Raw genomic sequence first — 15,384 nt, 5'->3', positions numbered from 1 at the left:
GGGCACGCCACCAGAGTTCATTCGTTCAACGCTGCCGATGTGCGGCCGCGCTTGATAGGTTCTTGGCCATGAACGGTGCGGGACGTACGCGTTTGACACGGGTGTTGGTCGGTGTTGCCGTCGTCTTCTCGATGCTCGCGGTGGCCGGTTGCTCGGTCCTGGATTCCGGTGACAAGAATGCCGGTTCGTCGAGTCGCGCGGCGTCCTCATCCTCTGCCGAGACGTCGAGCCCGCGCACCGCCACGTCGACGCCGAGTAGTCCCGGCACCTGCAGCGCGACATCGTGTCCCAAGCTGCCGACACCGTCGTCGGACGTCATGGAGAGTGGCGTCACCGACTCCAACGCCGACACCGCGGTGCCGGCCTACCTCACCAGCCTGTTCAACGACCTCGACGAGACCTGGGGCGGATGGTTCGGCGAACTGGGTTGGGGGAGTCCGGATCCCGGCCGTGAACTGATCGAGCCCGGCACCACCTTCCGGACCGAGTGCATCGACGACGAGAACGACGCGAACATCCCGTCGAATCTGGCCAACGCGTTCTTCTGCCCAGTGGACACCCAGCCCAACGGATCCGGTCAGCCGACGAAGGGCACCATCGTGTTGCCGGTGCAGACCTTCCAGGCGATCTGGCAGGGCAACGTCTTCGGGGTGCCGTCCCCGGTGGTCGGCGACTTCACCGCTGCGATCGTGGTCGCGCACGAATACGGCCACAACATCGTCTACCGGATCTCCGAGGTCCTCGACATCCCGGAAAGTCAACAGCCGCAAGGCAACAACTCCGAGCTGATCGCAGACTGCCTCGCCGGCAACTGGGCAGCCACGGTGTTCCAGCGTGATCAGTTGTCGCCCAAGGATATTCTTCAGGTCGCGACTCTGCTGCCGATCATCGGTGACCCGGGCCCCAACCAAGGACACGGCACCATTCGTGAGCGCGCCACCGCGCTGACCATCGGACTCACTGGGCCGCAACTGAATCGGCAGGGCCAACCCGTCGACTGCCTGTCGAAGTACTGGCCGGAGAAGTTCTCCTGATTTGGCAGTGTCATCTCGCCAGGGGCTTCGAGGCTCGCAGGCTCGCACCTCAGCCGGCGGGTGGGTCACCATCCGCTCCCTGAGGTGCCCGAGGCACAAGCCGAGGCCTCGAAGGGCTCGCGCCTCAGCCGGCGAGAGGGCGCCAGAAGTCGTCGATGCGCAGGCCGACTCGTTCGACAAGCATCCGTACGAGAGGCAGTCCGATACCGATCACCGACGACGGATCACCGTCGATCTTCTCCACCAACCAGCCGCCGAGCCCGTCGAGGGTGAAGGCGCCGGCGACCTTGAGGGGCTCGCCGGTGGACACGTAGCGCTCGATCACCTCGTCGGCGGCGTCGGCGAAATGCACCGTTGTCGACGAGGTGTCGCCTGCCTCGGCACGGTTCGCGCCGTCGAGGCGGATCAGGTGGTGTCCGGTGAGCAGGTCGGCGTGCCGGCCGCGCATGGTCTGCCACTGGGTCAGCGCTCGCTCGGCGGTGTGCGGCTTGCCGAGGAGCTGATCACCGAGGTGGAGCATCGAGTCGCATCCGATCAGCACGACCGGTGCCCGATGATCCGCGAGTGCCGCGATCTCCGGCGTTGCGGCCACCGCTTCGGCCTTCGCCCGCGCGAGCGCGAGCACCACCTCGGCCGGGTCGGTGGAGTCGGGCAGCGCGGCGATGACCGCATCCTCGTCGACGTCGGAGACCCGGACGACGGGATCGATGCCCGCGGCCTGCAACACACGCAGGCGTGCAGGGGAGGCGGAGGCCAGCACGAAGACCGGTTTGTCTGCAGCTATCACGGAACCGGGAGCGCTCAGTAGCGCATGTTGGTGAAGCTCGTCGGTGCGCCCCACTGCGGGCGCAGCCGATCGATCGCACTGCCCCATTCGTTGCGCGGCTCGGTGGAGGTCTGGGCCGACCCCCCGCCGGCAGCAGCACCGGCGATGAGAGCGGTCAGCACCGCGAGCTCCTCGTCCGACGGGTTGCCGCGCACCACCCGCAGGAAGGGGCGGGCGGGCGCTTGCGACGTCGTGTCGTCGGTTGCGTTCTCGGTCATAGCGGGATGTTTCCGTGCTTCTTCGGCGGCATGGTGACCATCTTGCGCTCGAGCAGCTTGAGGGCGGTCGCCACCTGGCCACGGGTGTGGCTCGGCGGGATCACCGCGTCGACGTAGCCCCGTTCGGCCGCCACGTACGGGTTGACCAGTGTGTCCTCGTACTCCTGCTGTAGCTGCAGGCGCAGTGCGTCGACGTCGTCGCCGTTGGCCGCAGCCTCCTTGAGCTGGCCGCGGTAGACGAACCCGACCGCTCCCGACGCGCCCATGACCGCGATCTGGGCGGTCGGCCACGCGAGGTTGACGTCGGCCCCCATGTGCTTGGAGCCCATGACGTCGTACGCGCCGCCATAGGCCTTGCGGGTGATGATGGTGATCTTGCCGACGGTGGCCTCGCCGTAGGCGTACAGCAGCTTGGCGCCGCGGCGGATGATGCCGTTGTATTCCTGGTCGGTGCCGGGCAGGAACCCGGGCACGTCGACCAGCGTCACGATGGGGATGTTGAAGGCGTCGCAGGTTCGAACGAACCGTGCGGCCTTCTCGGAGGCGTTGATGTCGAGGCAGCCGGCGAACTGGGTCGGCTGGTTGGCCACGATGCCGACGCTGCGACCGTCGACCCGGCCGAAGCCGACGATGATGTTGGTCGCGTAACCCTCTTGGACCTCGAGGAACTCGTCGTCGTCGAGGATGCGCCGGATGACCTCGTGCATGTCGTACGGCTGGTTCGGGGAGTCCGGGATCAGGGTGTCGAGCTCGAGGTCCTCGTCGTTGAGGGTGTCCTCGATCGACCCTGCGGCCGGCTGCGTCACCGGCAGACGCGGTGCGTCGGCCCGGTTGTTGCTGGGCAGGTAGCCGAGCAGTTCCTTGACGTATTCGAGGGCGTCCTCCTCGTCGGAGGCGACGTAGCTGGCGGTACCCGACTTGGCCATGTGCGTCTGGGCGCCGCCGAGTTCTTCCATGGTCACTTCTTCGCCGGTCACGGTCTTGATGACGTCGGGGCCGGTGATGAACATCTGGCTGGTCTTGTCGACCATGACCACGAAGTCGGTGAGCGCCGGGGAGTAGACGTGTCCGCCGGCGGCAGCGCCGAGGATCAGCGAGATCTGCGGGATGACGCCGGACGCGCGGACGTTGCGGTGGAAGATCTCGCCGTAGAGACCGAGGGAGACCACACCCTCCTGGATGCGGGCGCCCGCACCGTCGTTGATGCCGATCAGCGGGCGGCCGGTCTTGACCGCGAGATCCATGACCTTGACGATCTTCTCGCCGTACACCTCGCCGAGGCTTCCGCCGAACACGGTGGAATCCTGACTGAAGACGCACACCTCGCGACCATCGATCGTGCCGTAACCGGACACCACACCGTCGCCGAGCGGACGGCGATCGGCGAGCCCGAAATTGGTGCTGCGATGCCGGGCGAGGGCGTCGAGTTCGACGAACGAGCCCTCGTCGAGCAGATGGGTGATCCGCTCGCGGGCGGTCAGCTTGCCTTTTTCGTGCGTCTTCTCGACGGCTGCTTCGCCGACCGGATGCTTGGCCTCGTCGATGCGGTTACGCAGATCAGCGAGCTTTCCCGCAGTGGTGTGGATGTCGGGAGCCGCGTCGCCGTCGCGTGAAGCTGTGGTCATGACTGTCGATGCTAACGACCCGAGTGTGAGCTACGTCAACCGGATCGACGTGAGATATCCCTCAGGTTTCCGAGCGATCGGTCGGTGGGATGGCGACCGCGCCCCGTAGGCTCATCGACATGGACGAACCGGTCACCCAGAATCTGCGCGACGCCATCGACGAATTGCGTCCGAGGATCGCCGACACGCGCTGGCAGCGCATCGAGGTGGTCGAGGCCACCGGGTCCACCAACGCGGACCTGATGGCTCGTGCTCACGAGCCGGAGATCGTCGGGACGGTCCGCATCACGACCGATCAGACCGCCGGCCGCGGCCGCCACACGCGCGTGTGGGAGGCGCCTGCGGGAACCCAGGTCGCGATCTCGGCCGTGCTGCCTGCCGGGGACAAACCCGATCGTCTGGGGTGGTTGTCGTTGGCGACCGGTGTCGCGGCGGCGTCGGCGATCGAATCGGTGACGAGCCTGCGCCCGGTCCTCAAATGGCCCAACGACGTGCTGATCGACGGCAACAAGGTCGCTGGCATTCTTGCCGAGGTCACCAGCGTCGGTGACCTCGGAATCGTGGTCGTGGGCATCGGCATCAACACCAACATGACCGCCGAGCAGTTGCCGGTGCCCACGGCGACGAGTCTGGCTATCGCCACCGGCCAACCGGTCGACGCGGCCGCGGTGGCCGTGGAGTATCTGCGCGCGCTGTCGGGGCAGGGGTGGCCGGAGGACATCGCAGCCGTCACCGAGAATTATCGCGGGCGGTGCGACACCCTGGGGCGTCGTGTGCAATTGGCCCTGCCCGGCGACGAGACGATTGTCGGCACCGCCGTGGACATCGACTCCGACGGCCGCATCGTGGTCGAGGACGCGGACGGTCGGCGGACCGTGGCCGCCGCCGGCGACGTCACGCATCTGCGCAGCGTCGACTGAGACCCGCCCTATCTCGGCTGGTTTGTGGTCTTGCGTCCCATCGCCGGTATCAACGTCAGCAGCGGCAGTCCGATGATCAGGTGCATCACCGCTGTGCCGATCTTCACCGAGACCTGGGCCGACAGCACCAGCGGGATGATGACCGCAGCGGCGACGAGCAATCCGACGATCCAGGTGTAGAACTGGTCCGGCGACGGTGTGCTGATCTGCAGCACGTACCAGAGCGCACCGGCGGCCAGGGCACACAGGAAGCCGACGACCGCGAACCAGTACTCGTCTCGGGCGACGGGATTCCAGATGCCGTACTTGCCGGATTCGTTCACCTGATCGACGATCGCGCGGATGATGAACGCGGCCAGCCAGGCCGCGAGTCCGGTCACGACGCCGGACATCACGACGCCGCCGACGAACATCCCGACGTTCACATTCGGGCCGCGCTTGGGACGCGGCTGCGGCGGCGGATACCCGCCCTGTGCATAGTTGCCCTGGGCGTACTGCGCATTCGGATCGCTGCTGTATGCGCGCGATTCCGGACGGTAGTCGGGCTCGTAACGGGCGGTGCCCGGATCGCGGGGATCTCGCGGGTCGGAAAAGCTCATGTGTTCCTCACCGGGCACGATATGCCCTGTTCGGTGGCGGTCTCTGACGCATTCTACTCAGGGCGGCGATTGGTGGCCCCGGCCTGCGAATCCACCCACTAAGCTGATCGCCATGGCCTATCCGCGGGAGAACCTGGCGCCCGGCGAGCGCATCGTCCTGCATCGTCACCCTCATTGGAAGTGCCTGCTGGGGCCCTTCCTGATCTTCATCCTGGTCACCGTCGTGGTCGGGGTACTTGCCGGCGTGGTGACCGGAAACGACCTGGGCTCGACACCCACCATGGTGCTGTTGATCATCCTCGGCGTGCTGTGGCTGGCCGGCTTCGGCTGGTACTTCGTGCGTCCCCTGGTGTCGTGGAAGTCGACGCACTTCGTGCTCACGGATCGTCGCGTCATCTTCCGTAACGGCATCATCACCCGCTCGGGAATCGACATCCCGATCCGGCGGATCAACACCGTGGAGTTCCGGCACGGCCTCATCGACCGGATGCTGCGCACCGGCACGCTCGTCATCGAGTCGGCGTCCGACGACCCGCTGTCCTTCGACGACATCCCGCAGGTCGAGAAGGTCCACGCGCTGCTGTATCACGAGGTGCTGGACATGCAGGACGACGAAGACGGCGGCGCGCGGGCCGACACCGGGACAGTGGACCGGTGACCGACGTCCTGCTCGCCGAGGACGACGCCGCGATCGCCGAACCGCTCGCGCGCGCTCTCGCACGCGAGGGTTACGGCTGCGAAGTGGTGACGACGGGTACCGCCGCCCTCGAGCAGGCCCTCGACAACCGGTTCGAGTTGCTGATCCTCGACCTCGGGCTGCCAGAGGTCGACGGCCTGGAGGTGTGTCGTCGTGTTCGCGCGCAACGGCCTGCGCTCGCGGTCATGATGCTGACCGCGCGGACCGACGAGGTCGATTTCGTGGTCGGACTCGATGCCGGCGCGGACGACTATGTCGGCAAACCGTTCCGCCTGGCCGAACTCCTGGCCCGGGTGCGCGCGCTGCTGCGCAGGCGCCCGGCGGGCGACGTGGTCCTGGAAGGCGGTGACATCCGTCTGGATGCCCGTGGCCGTCGGGTGTTGGTGGCCGGACGAGATCTCGTCCTGGCCAACCGCGAGTTCGACCTCCTCCGATTCCTCATGGAACGATCGGGCGAGGTCGTCAGCCGCGACGAGATTCTGACCGAGGTGTGGGGGTCGGCGGATCTCCGTTCGTCGAAGACCCTGGACATGCACATCTCATGGCTGCGCCGAAAGATCGGCGACGACCGTCGTGAGGGTCCGCGTCACATCGTGACCGTGCGCGGCGTCGGCTTCCGCTTCGATCCCTGATCCGCCGTCGAGAAACTCCTCATGCGCCGCCGAATACTCAACACGATGCTCGCCATGCTGCTGGCGGTCGGTGCGCTGCTCGGGATTCCGCTGAGCGTCGTCGCGTGGTGGTGGGTCGCCGACAACGCCCATCAAAGCCTCGACGCCCGACTCAAGGTGATCTCCGATCAGCTCATCCGGGCGGAGGGGCCCGACGGTCGGGTCCCGCCGGATGTCCTGACCGGCGAAGACGTCGCGGTGCTGCTGCCGCCGGACGGACGGCTCACACTGCGCTATCCCGACGCCACCGGGATCGAACGCACGACCACGACCGGCAGTCAGATCGACGGCAAGACCATGGCGGATTCGATCGGGCTGGGTGATGCCGGAACACTCGCCCTGGAGATCCCCCTCGATCAGGTCCGCGACGACCAGCTCGCGGCGGTGGGGATCGTGGCGATCGTGGTGGCCGGTTCGATCGTGGCGGGCACCGTGGTCGCGGCAGTGACGGCCGGTCGGATCGCCGACCCGCTGACCGACCTGGCCGCACGCGCCGGCGCCATGGCCCGTGGTGACTTCCGCAGCGACTGGAAGATGTACGGCATCGCGGAACTGGATCGGGTCTCGCGCGCACTCGGCGACGCGAACGCGGAGATCGCCCTGCGGCTCGAACGCGAAGGCGAGATCGTCGGCGACGTCTCGCATCAGCTGCGCAGCCGCCTGACCGCCATCCAGCTGCGCCTCGACGAACTGTCGATGCACTCCGACCCTGCCGTGGTGAACGAGGCAGAGGCGGCCTTGTCGCAGGTCGAGCGTCTGTCTTCCGAACTCGACGAGATGGTCGCGGCGGCCCGCGACGACCGTGGCGCGCCGCATGTCACCGACGTCCGTGACATGCTCACCACCCTCGTCGGCGATTTCCGCAGCGCGTTCGACGCACAGCACCGCGAACTGTCGGTGACCTTCCACGGCACGGCGCAGGCGTTGAGCGCCCGCCCTGGACGGCTGCGCGAAGCGGTCAGTGTCCTGGTCGACAACTCGCTACAGCACGGCCGGGGTGAGTGTCGAATCACCGTCGGTGAACTGCCGAGGGCGAACATGCTCAGGATCACCGTCGCCGACGACGGTGAGGGGGTGCCCGACTCGGCCGCCGAGCACATCTTCCGGCGGGGTTACTCCGCCGGGCGCGCCGACGGGGTCGGCGGCAACGGCGTCGGCCTGTCGCTGGCCCGGGCGCTGGTCGAGGCCGACGGTGGTCGACTGGAACTGACGGTGCGTCGACCGCCGGAATTCGCGATTGTCGTCCCGTCGGGCACCGATGGTGACGACCCGCCGGGTCCGACCCCGCCGCTGACCGGCATCAGGCGTGACCGAGTTCCTCATCGTTGAGTTCGGCGAGACTGGCGTGCAGGTCGGTGGACCCGGCGTCACCGCCGCGCAGCTTCTCCTCGGGGAAGGCGAACTTGCGCAGCGCCCAGAACCGGAACGCCATCTGCAGGATGTTGCCGATGATGAAGCCGAGGATGAAGTCGACGACCGCCAACTCGATGGCGCTCAGGTTGTCCCGGACGTCGAAGACGTTGTTGGCCAAGAACAGCGGTGCCGCGGCCAAGATCACACCGATACCGCTGATCGCGAAGAACAGCAGCGCCTCGTGGTGGCGTTCCCGTCCACCGCGGTTCTTGAAGGCCCACTCGCGATTGAGGATGTAGCTCAGGATGGTTGCCAGGGTGCCGGAGATGACACGGGCGATCACCGGTTTCGTCTCGAGCACCGTGAAGGTCAGCAGATAGAAGATCGCCAGGTCGAAGACGAACGTCGTGCCACCGACGAGGGCGAACTTGATGAGCTCGTGGTGGCGCATCGCGAGGCGACGAACCGGCCCGGGGAGTCGAGCGACGAGCTCGTCGATGAATGGCACAAGATCCGAGTGTACGAAACAAAAGCGTCGGCGATCTCGACCGGTCGGTCATGCGCCGGACATGTCCGGCATGCCACGATGGGTCGCGTGAACCCAAGCGAGCAGGTGCCACGGCCCCAACCGGCCGACCGCACCCAGGCGAGGACGGGCGGAACCGACAGCGTGGGACTACCGACCGTGACGATGATCGGCGGCGGTCAGCTCGCCCGGATGACCCATCAGGCCGCGATAGCCCTCGGCCAATGCTTGCGGGTGCTGGCCACCACGTCGTCGGATCCGGCCGCGCAGGTCAGCGCAAACGTGGTCCTCGGCTCGCATGACGACCTCGACGACCTGCGCCGGGCCGCCGACGGGGCGGTGGCACTCACCTTCGACCACGAAGGTGTACCGCTGGCACACCTGCAGCACCTCGAAGCGGAAGGTGTGGCAGTGCGTCCGCCGTCGAAGGCGCTGCACTTCGCGCAGGACAAACTGGCCATGCGTGAGCGGTTGTCGGAATTGGGGTTGCCGGTCCCGGACTACGCCGACCTCGCCGGTGACCGTGACGGAGCCCGCACCCGGCTGGTCGAGTTCGGTGACGCACACGGATGGCAGGTGGTCATCAAGACGGTGCGCGGTGGCTACGACGGACGAGGGGTATGGCTCGTTGACAACCGCGACGCCGCGCTCGAGGTCTTCGACACCCGTCCGACCGATCTACCGGCGCTCATGGTGGAGAGCAAGGTCGACATGCGGCGGGAGTTGTCGGCGATGATCGCGCGTTCGCCGTTCGGCCAGGGTGGTGCTTGGCCGGTGGTCGAGACCGTGCAGCGCCACGGGCAGTGCGCCGTTGTGCTGGCACCCGCCCCGGGCCTCGACGCCGACGTCGCAGCCCAGGCCCAGCAGATGGCACTGCGGCTTGCCGCGGAACTCGGTGTGGTCGGTGTGATGGCGATGGAGCTCTTCGAGACGACCGACGGTGAGCTGGTGGTCAACGAGTTGGCCATGCGCCCGCACAACAGTGGGCACTGGACGATGGACGGCGCCATCACGTCGCAGTTCGAACAGCATTTGCGCGCCGTTCTCGACTATCCGCTGGGTGACACCTCGCCCCGCGCGCCGATCACGGTGATGGCCAACGTGCTGGGTGCGCCCGATGCGCCGGATATGTCGATGGACGAGCGGCTGCATCACCTGATGGCACGGATGCCCGACGCGAAGGTCCACCTGTACGGTAAGGGCGAACGACCGGATCGTAAGATCGGACATGTCAATATCGTTGGCCGGGTGGATGATTCACTCGCCGATGTACGTGAACGTGCCGAACGTGCGGCGCATTGGATGTCGCACGGCCAGTGGACCGACGGATGGGATGTGCACGGTGAGTGAGGGTTTGGCGCCACGCGTTGGCTTGATCATGGGCAGCGACTCGGATTGGCCGACGATGAAGGCCGCCGCGGAGGCGCTCGCCGAGTTCGACGTGCCGTTCCAGGTGGGCGTGGTGTCGGCGCACCGCACCCCGCAGCGCATGCTCGACTACGCGGCCGGCGCCGCCGAGAACGGCATCGAGGTCATCATCGCCGGTGCCGGTGGCGCAGCGCATCTTCCGGGCATGGTGGCCTCGGCGACACCGCTGCCGGTCATCGGTGTCCCGGTTCCGCTGCGCTACCTCGACGGGATGGACTCGCTGCTGTCGATCGTGCAGATGCCGGCCGGGGTGCCGGTGGCGACCGTGTCGATCGGCGGCGCGCGCAACGCCGGACTGCTGGCGGTGCGCATCCTGGCGTCGGGCGACGCGGAACTGCGCGGACGCATGGTTGCCTTCCAGCAGGGCCTCGAACGGATGGTGCTCGACAAGGACTCCGCGCTTCAGCAGGAGTTGTTGGGGGAGTAGGTTGCGTGGCTACAGTTCGAGCTTGCTGTGGAAGAACTCCAGAACCTGTTGGAGCGCTTCGTAAGTCGGCTCACCTGGTGCGTCGATCAGATCCTCTGTGAGAACCGAGTGCGGCTTCGGGAACTCCGAATCGGGGTTCGCGGTGGAGTCCGGCAGTTCGATCCCGATGAAGGCGTCGCCGAGCTTCTCCTCCAAGAACCGGAAGCGTGAGCCGGGTGCCAGGACGTCACCTTCGAATCGGAGTCCCATCACCTGAAGCCCCTTGGCGCATCGCACCTGCACTTTCTCCAGGTCGGCGTCGCTGATGTCGATCGTGGACCTGCGGCCGGGAAGCGCGGCGAAGGGCAATGACGGCTGTGACAGGACGGGTGCCAGCATGCGCTCGTCGGTCGCCATCGCGAGGGCGAATCCACCGGTGAAGCACATGCCGACCGCCCCGACGCCGGGTCCGCCGCAGCGTGCGTGTTCCTCGGCGGCCAGCGCGCGCAGCCAGGACGCCACCGGCGACGTCTTGCCGGTCGCGAGGACGGTGAACTCGCGTGAGATGCAGGCGCGCCCAATGGTGCCCAGCATGTTGGTGACGGCGCCGACCCGGCCGAGACTCGACGGTCGGGGATCGCGTCCGTCGACCCCGAACAGCGACGGCATCACGGCGGTCGCACCGAGATCGGCAACCCGCCGCGCGAAATCGGCCACCTTGGGACTGATCCCGGGCATCTCCGCGATGACGATCACCGCAGGCCCGGTGCCCTTGCGGTAGACACGGCGAGTTGCGCCGTCGTAGGTGACGTCCTCGGAGGTGAAATCGTCGAGCGGATCGTCGGTGTGTGTCCGGCTCATCGGCGTCACGCGCCGTGCAGGGTGCCGATGAGCACCGAATCGAACAGTCGGCCCGGAATTTTGGCGCCTTTGACGATGTCGGGGGAGTCGGACGGGACAACTCGCGGACCGGTCACGGTGTAATGCCGGGATTTGCGGATCAGGCCGAACGAGCCGGCAGCTTGCACATTGCGCACCCAGTCGGTGTGGCGTCCGTAGGTGAGGACGATGGACAGTCGGTCGCCGTCGACCCACGCCAGAACCGGTATGGAGTACTTCTTGCCCGACTTGCGGCCGACATGTTCGACCATCGCGTACGGGGCGAGCTTTGGCGCCCATTGGCGCTGAATGGGATTGGTGATCTTCTTGTTGATCCGGCCCACGACCGCAGGAATCTGCATGGCCTCCACTCTGCCCGAAGGGATCGGATCGCGGTAGGTCTTCGACCTCAGGAGTGTGGGAAGGGCTCGCTCCTCGCTACTCAACCAGCAGGGGTGCGGCGTCGTAAGTCAGGTCAGGATGAGGTCTGCCTTCTCGGTCGCGGCTCGTGCGTCGAGTGCGTCGGGCCTGGCGCCGGAGACGTGCACGAGCGACGCGCCGACCACCAACGGGCCGAGGAGATGGGCGAGCACGCCGTCGGGCGTGTGCCACTCCCGAGTCGAGAGGACACGGGTGTTGGGACCTATGCCCTCGTGTTCGGCAGCCGAAAATGCTTGGGCGACAACGTCTGCGACAGTTGCCGTCTCGAGTGCCGGACCGGCCTGCGACGACGACGCGAACTGATCGCCGTGCACGCGGACCACCGAGCCGTAGTCGGCGACTCCGGGCGGCAAATTGCGAAGGGGCAGCGCGAAGGCGTCGAGCGAGGCGATCACGAGTTCGTCGGCGTCGGGATGGTCGTCGATACCGTCGATGCCGGTGAACGTGACCACCTCATCGGCCGCGTCGTCGTGCCCGAGTCGGATGTCGGCGCCCGCCCACCAGGCACCGAGCAAGATGCCGGCCGTCTGCCAGTGCTCTGGCAAGTCCACGCGGACGACGTCACCGGAGACCACCCCGATCTCGTCGATGAGGTAATTGGCGGTCTTCGCGGCCCAGTTGCCCAGCGTTGCGCCGGACAGTTCGGTGCGCTCACCCGTCCGATCGTCGTAATAGGTCAACAGAGGTCGCGACCAGTCGGTGATGACGCCGAAGACGGCGTCGGTGACGGTGCGCGCGGTCATGGCTGCCATCAATTCACGCAGGTCGGACCGTCGGTGCCGGCGGTGATGGGCGGACGGTTGTTCCCGACGCGCTCACTGGCGGGACGGTTGTCCTCCTGAGATCCGGTGTCGGAGAACGATCCTGGGCCGGCGTAGGTGTTTGTCAGCACCGCGCGCAGCCGATGTGCGTCGATGTTGGGGTCGAGAAGAACTCGTGCGCCACCGAGGTCGCGCGCAAGCATCCGTGCGCCCTCGTTGTCCTCGTGTGCGTAGACCACAGAGTCGCGGACGTCGGCGGGCTCGGTCGACGTGCGGCCGGCCTGGAAGCCCTTGTTGGTCAGGATGTTCGCCACATTCGACGCCAGACCGTCAACGGTTCCGGCGTTGACCACGTCGACCGTGTAGTCGCTGCGTTCGCCTTGTCTCTTGCCGCCGTTCAGTAGCCCGTCGGTGAACTTCTTGACCGCGTCCGGATCGACGCGGACGACGCTCTGCTCGCCGTCGTCGCTCCAACCCTGTTCGTCGACCACCGGGATGGTCGCGAACTTCACCTTTCCGCCGCTGAGATCGCGCAGTTGTTCGGCGAACGACAGGATGTCCCAATCGTCGTCGATGACCACCGACCGGGAGACGGCCTCCTCGAGATCGGTGAGCTTGGCGGGATCGGTGAGCGTCTTGGCGGACAGGATCTTCTGGGTCAGCGACGCCATATATGCCTGCTGACGGGTGATGCGGTCGAGATCGCCCCGGGGGAGCCCGTGACGTTGTCGGACAAAGCTGAGTGCCCTTGGGCCGCTGAGGGTTTGACGTCCCGCTCGGAATTTCGCGCCGGTCACCGGGTCGGCGCTGGCCTCCTTGAGGCAGACCTCGACGCCGCCGACCGCCTTGGTGAGCAAGGCGAATCCCAACAGGCCGACTTCGGCGTAATGGTCGACGCGCACACCGGTCAGGCCGGCCACGGTGTCGATCAGGGCCTTACGTCCGGCGAGGACACCTGCGGCCTCGGCCTGTTTCTCGGTCTTGCCGGAATTGACGGCGTCGACGCGCGTACGTTCGCGCGTCGCTCCATAGGCGGCGTTGATCTTCGTCATCCCGATGCCCGGCGCCTTCACGTAGGAGTCGCGCGGAATCGAGATCGCGGTCGCCGACGACCCGTCGTTCGGGATCCGGATCAGCAGGATGGTGTCGGTGTTGGTGGCCACCTCGTTGCCCGCGCGCAGCATCCGCTGCTCCTCCTCGGACAGCGGGTTGCCCTTGGCGTCGGTCCGTGAATCGGTGCCCACCAGCAGGATGTCGGTGGCGCCGTCCTCGGCGTCACCGAGCCCGAGACCACTGATCTGATTGATCTTGCCCTGCAGGTTGTTCATGCTGTTCCAGGCGTATCCGGTGCACAGCAAGACCGCCGCCGAGACCAGCGCGATGAAGCCGCGTCCCCACGCCGAACGTCCGAGCCAACCGCGGCCTCTCGGGCCCGTGCGGGCGGGCGGTGGCGCCGTGGCGGAGTCGGTGACCGCAGAGTCCGCGACAACAGAGTCGGCTGCCCCAGACTCGGCTGCCACAGAGTCGACTACAGCGTCCGCCGCCTTCTTGCGAGCGGGACGCTCCGGTTTGCCGCCGGGCGGGCGCGGTCGGCGCGGCTTGGTCGATGCCGCCTCAATTCTGCGTCGGTCGTCGCTGCGGGGTCGATCGTCGGTTCGGGGTCGACCGTCGGGCCGAGGCCTGCTGCCGGTCTTACGTGTGTGGATTTCTCCGGACGACCGGCGATTCGTGCCGTCCTTCTCGCCGGGGCGCGCGGGACGTCGCGGACGTTCGCCGCCCGCCGGTGTGCGATTCCTCCGGTCGGGTCCGCGATCACGCGCGTGTGGGTCTCGGGTCCGTTCTGATGAGCGCGGTTCACGAGGCTCCGAACGTCCGGCGTCGGCTGCGGGTCTACGCGGGCGAGGCTTTCGGGGCTCGGTGGCCGAGTCGCGCCGCTGGTGTTCGTCGCCGAGCTCTTGGCCGCCGAGCTGTTGGCCGCGAAATTCTTTGTCGCGGGCTCGCTCGCCGCCCGCTGTGCGGGGTGCTCCCGACCGGCCGGGGTCGGTCGGCCGACGACGTCGGCGCGGATCCGGGGCGGTGTCGGGGCGTGGTCGCGGACGTCCTCTGGCGCCGTCAGGTGGGAGATCCACGAGTGGGCGATACCTTTCGACTGGACCACGTGCCAACGGCACATCGTGAGACGGCCGTTGTTGGAGTGGTTGACGTTTCTGGTGTTGTTTCTCTGACGCCAGGCTACTGAAGTGACTCGAGAATCCGGGCACGCAACGCCGATGGAAGCCCGACGCGACGCGCAAGGTCGTGTCGTCGTACGGCACGATGGTGCCCATGGGGATGCGAGATGCAGAGCCGACGACGGTCTACGTACTCGGGGCCGCAGGCCAGCTCGGGTCGGCGCTTCGGGCGCGTCTGGCAGCGGCTCGTCTGCAGGCCCGGGTGAAGTGGCTGACCTCGGCCGACGTCGACATCGCGGATGGCTCCTCCGTGGATGCCGCGCTGAGGGGCCTCGCCGGTGGGGACGTGGTGCTCAACTGCGCCGCGTATACCGATGTCGACGGCGCCGAATCGGATCGTGCCGGTGCCTTTCTCGTCAATGCCGAGGGACCTGCCAACCTGGCCCGCGCCACGGCACCGGCCGGTGCCTGGTTGATCCACATCTCGACCGACTACGTGTTCAGCGACGCCGCGGCGGGGGCAACGGCGACAGGCGGCACTCGACACCCCTTTGAGCCGGACGACTCCACGTCGGTGACCCCGGCGACCGTCTATGGGGCAAGCAAACTCGCCGGCGAACGGGCGGCATTGGCCGCCGACCCGCGCACCACGGTTGTCCGCACCGCCTGGGTGTACACCGGCACCGAGGCGAGCAAGGACTTCGTGGGGACCATGCGTCGCCTCGAACGCACCCGCGAGTCGGTGTCGGTCGTCGACGACCAGCTCGGCTCGCCCACGTACGCCCTCGACCTCGCCGCCGGTCTGTGGGAACTCGCCGCCGCAGGTCCC

At 67.2% G+C, this 15,384-nt stretch carries 18 protein-coding genes; 8 read left to right on the top strand and 10 right to left on the bottom strand.

Translation table 11 applies throughout. From position 1 onward, the window contains the following. Positions 1–25: 25 nt before the first annotated feature. Positions 26–319, bottom strand: a complete 294-nt coding sequence (locus ABZW74_RS14250; RefSeq protein WP_240858885.1) for a hypothetical protein — start codon at positions 317–319, stop codon at positions 26–28. On the opposite strand from ABZW74_RS14250, the gene ABZW74_RS14245 reads away from it, so the two are divergent. Further along, on the top strand, positions 318–1,034 hold the full coding sequence (locus ABZW74_RS14245) for a neutral zinc metallopeptidase (RefSeq protein WP_240858888.1): 717 nt from the start codon (positions 318–320) through the stop codon (positions 1,032–1,034). The genes ABZW74_RS14250 and ABZW74_RS14245 overlap by 2 nt on opposite strands. A 124-nt stretch (positions 1,035–1,158) precedes the next feature. Here the strand turns inward: ABZW74_RS14245 and ABZW74_RS14240 are convergent, their stop codons facing one another. The 3 genes from ABZW74_RS14240 to ABZW74_RS14230 are packed head-to-tail and all read right to left on the bottom strand — an operon-like array spanning position 1,159 to position 3,703. Beyond that, positions 1,159–1,821, bottom strand: coding sequence for a Maf family nucleotide pyrophosphatase (locus tag ABZW74_RS14240; protein ID WP_240858890.1), 663 nt, complete (start codon positions 1,819–1,821; stop codon positions 1,159–1,161). A 14-nt stretch (positions 1,822–1,835) separates the two neighbouring features. Continuing rightward, a complete protein-coding gene (locus ABZW74_RS14235) occupies positions 1,836–2,078 on the bottom strand; it encodes an acyl-CoA carboxylase subunit epsilon (RefSeq protein WP_240858892.1) in 243 nt (80 codons plus the stop codon). Beyond that, positions 2,075–3,703 (bottom strand): acyl-CoA carboxylase subunit beta, encoded by a 1,629-nt coding sequence (locus ABZW74_RS14230; protein WP_240858894.1) that lies wholly within the window; start codon positions 3,701–3,703, stop codon positions 2,075–2,077. The genes ABZW74_RS14235 and ABZW74_RS14230 overlap by 4 nt, the downstream gene beginning before the upstream one ends. Positions 3,704–3,822: 119 nt before the next feature. On the opposite strand from ABZW74_RS14230, the gene ABZW74_RS14225 reads away from it, so the two are divergent. Continuing rightward, the gene (locus ABZW74_RS14225) at positions 3,823–4,623 is read left to right on the top strand and encodes a biotin--[acetyl-CoA-carboxylase] ligase (RefSeq protein ID WP_240858896.1); all 801 of its coding nucleotides are present in this window, start codon (positions 3,823–3,825) and stop codon (positions 4,621–4,623) included. A gap of 8 nt (positions 4,624–4,631) precedes the next feature. Here ABZW74_RS14225 and ABZW74_RS14220 read toward each other — a convergent pair whose 3' ends face one another. Continuing rightward, positions 4,632–5,222 carry a DUF6069 family protein gene (locus tag ABZW74_RS14220; protein WP_240858899.1) on the bottom strand — a complete coding sequence of 197 codons (591 nt, stop codon included), beginning with the start codon at positions 5,220–5,222 and terminating at the stop codon, positions 4,632–4,634. 112 nt (positions 5,223–5,334) lie between these two features. Between ABZW74_RS14220 and ABZW74_RS14215 the strand changes: the two genes are divergently transcribed. From ABZW74_RS14215 to ABZW74_RS14205, 3 genes are read left to right on the top strand one after another with little or no spacing between them, the layout of a single operon-like run. Continuing rightward, the gene (locus ABZW74_RS14215) at positions 5,335–5,880 is read left to right on the top strand and encodes a PH domain-containing protein (protein ID WP_240858900.1); all 546 of its coding nucleotides are present in this window, start codon (positions 5,335–5,337) and stop codon (positions 5,878–5,880) included. Beyond that, positions 5,877–6,551 carry a response regulator transcription factor gene (locus tag ABZW74_RS14210; protein WP_240858902.1) on the top strand — a complete coding sequence of 225 codons (675 nt, stop codon included), beginning with the start codon at positions 5,877–5,879 and terminating at the stop codon, positions 6,549–6,551. Before ABZW74_RS14215 ends, ABZW74_RS14210 begins: the two co-directional genes overlap by 4 nt. Positions 6,552–6,572: 21 nt before the next feature. Continuing rightward, entirely contained in the window at positions 6,573–7,919 is a 1,347-nt protein-coding gene (locus ABZW74_RS14205) for a HAMP domain-containing sensor histidine kinase (RefSeq protein ID WP_355276957.1), read from the top strand. Here ABZW74_RS14205 and ABZW74_RS14200 read toward each other — a convergent pair. Beyond that, positions 7,891–8,451: a GtrA family protein gene (locus ABZW74_RS14200; protein ID WP_240858906.1), complete on the bottom strand. Its 561-nt coding sequence runs from the start codon at positions 8,449–8,451 to the stop codon at positions 7,891–7,893. The genes ABZW74_RS14205 and ABZW74_RS14200 overlap by 29 nt on opposite strands. 162 nt (positions 8,452–8,613) lie before the next feature. Here ABZW74_RS14200 and ABZW74_RS14195 point away from each other — a divergent pair, with 162 nt between their 5' ends. Further along, positions 8,614–9,819, top strand: coding sequence for a 5-(carboxyamino)imidazole ribonucleotide synthase (locus ABZW74_RS14195; protein WP_308221050.1), 1,206 nt, complete (start codon positions 8,614–8,616; stop codon positions 9,817–9,819). Continuing rightward, positions 9,812–10,324 carry a 5-(carboxyamino)imidazole ribonucleotide mutase gene (purE, locus tag ABZW74_RS14190; RefSeq protein WP_355276954.1) on the top strand — a complete coding sequence of 171 codons (513 nt, stop codon included), beginning with the start codon at positions 9,812–9,814 and terminating at the stop codon, positions 10,322–10,324. Before ABZW74_RS14195 ends, purE begins: the two co-directional genes overlap by 8 nt. Positions 10,325–10,333: 9 nt before the next feature. Here the strand turns inward: purE and ABZW74_RS14185 are convergent, their stop codons facing one another. The 4 genes from ABZW74_RS14185 to ABZW74_RS14170 form a co-directional block, all read right to left on the bottom strand. Further along, the gene (locus ABZW74_RS14185; protein WP_240858910.1) at positions 10,334–11,164 is read right to left on the bottom strand and encodes a dienelactone hydrolase family protein; all 831 of its coding nucleotides are present in this window, start codon (positions 11,162–11,164) and stop codon (positions 10,334–10,336) included. A 5-nt stretch (positions 11,165–11,169) separates the two neighbouring features. Further along, complete coding sequence (locus ABZW74_RS14180; RefSeq protein WP_240858917.1) at positions 11,170–11,544, bottom strand: nitroreductase family deazaflavin-dependent oxidoreductase; 375 nt, start codon at positions 11,542–11,544, stop codon at positions 11,170–11,172. Between the two features lie 108 nt (positions 11,545–11,652). Further along, positions 11,653–12,366 (bottom strand): TIGR03089 family protein, encoded by a 714-nt coding sequence (locus ABZW74_RS14175; RefSeq protein ID WP_240858919.1) that lies wholly within the window; start codon positions 12,364–12,366, stop codon positions 11,653–11,655. Between the two features lie 8 nt (positions 12,367–12,374). After that, positions 12,375–14,513, bottom strand: a complete 2,139-nt coding sequence (locus ABZW74_RS14170) for an LCP family protein (RefSeq protein WP_240858928.1) — start codon at positions 14,511–14,513, stop codon at positions 12,375–12,377. Positions 14,514–14,715: 202 nt separating this feature from the next. Between ABZW74_RS14170 and ABZW74_RS14165 the strand changes: the two genes are divergently transcribed. Continuing rightward, positions 14,716–15,384, top strand: a 669-nt coding sequence (locus ABZW74_RS14165) for a sugar nucleotide-binding protein (protein ID WP_355276950.1), incomplete at its 3' end; no start/stop codon positions are given.

The organism is Gordonia sp. NPDC003585, assembly GCF_040610755.1.
In the GTDB taxonomy this organism is placed as follows: domain Bacteria; phylum Actinomycetota; class Actinomycetes; order Mycobacteriales; family Mycobacteriaceae; genus Gordonia.
Note: the sequence above shows the minus strand (reverse complement) of the source record. Positions and strands in the feature narration are given on the sequence as shown.

Excerpts from the sequence above, each read along its gene's own strand:
- ABZW74_RS14250 (WP_240858885.1), bottom strand. The coding sequence starts at position 319 with ATGACGTCCGACGACGGTGTCGGCAGCTTGGGACACGATGTCGCGCTG.
- ABZW74_RS14175 (WP_240858919.1), bottom strand. The coding sequence starts at position 12,366 with ATGACCGCGCGCACCGTCACCGACGCCGTCTTCGGCGTCATCACCGAC.
- ABZW74_RS14245 (WP_240858888.1), top strand. The coding sequence starts at position 318 with ATGGAGAGTGGCGTCACCGACTCCAACGCCGACACCGCGGTGCCGGCC.
- ABZW74_RS14180 (WP_240858917.1), bottom strand. The coding sequence starts at position 11,544 with ATGCAGATTCCTGCGGTCGTGGGCCGGATCAACAAGAAGATCACCAAT.
- ABZW74_RS14215 (WP_240858900.1), top strand. The coding sequence starts at position 5,335 with ATGGCCTATCCGCGGGAGAACCTGGCGCCCGGCGAGCGCATCGTCCTG.
- ABZW74_RS14225 (WP_240858896.1), top strand. The coding sequence starts at position 3,823 with ATGGACGAACCGGTCACCCAGAATCTGCGCGACGCCATCGACGAATTG.
- ABZW74_RS14235 (WP_240858892.1), bottom strand. The coding sequence starts at position 2,078 with ATGACCGAGAACGCAACCGACGACACGACGTCGCAAGCGCCCGCCCGC.
- ABZW74_RS14220 (WP_240858899.1), bottom strand. The coding sequence starts at position 5,222 with ATGAGCTTTTCCGACCCGCGAGATCCCCGCGATCCGGGCACCGCCCGT.
- ABZW74_RS14205 (WP_355276957.1), top strand. The coding sequence starts at position 6,573 with ATGCGCCGCCGAATACTCAACACGATGCTCGCCATGCTGCTGGCGGTC.
- ABZW74_RS14230 (WP_240858894.1), bottom strand. The coding sequence starts at position 3,703 with ATGACCACAGCTTCACGCGACGGCGACGCGGCTCCCGACATCCACACC.
- ABZW74_RS14185 (WP_240858910.1), bottom strand. The coding sequence starts at position 11,164 with ATGAGCCGGACACACACCGACGATCCGCTCGACGATTTCACCTCCGAG.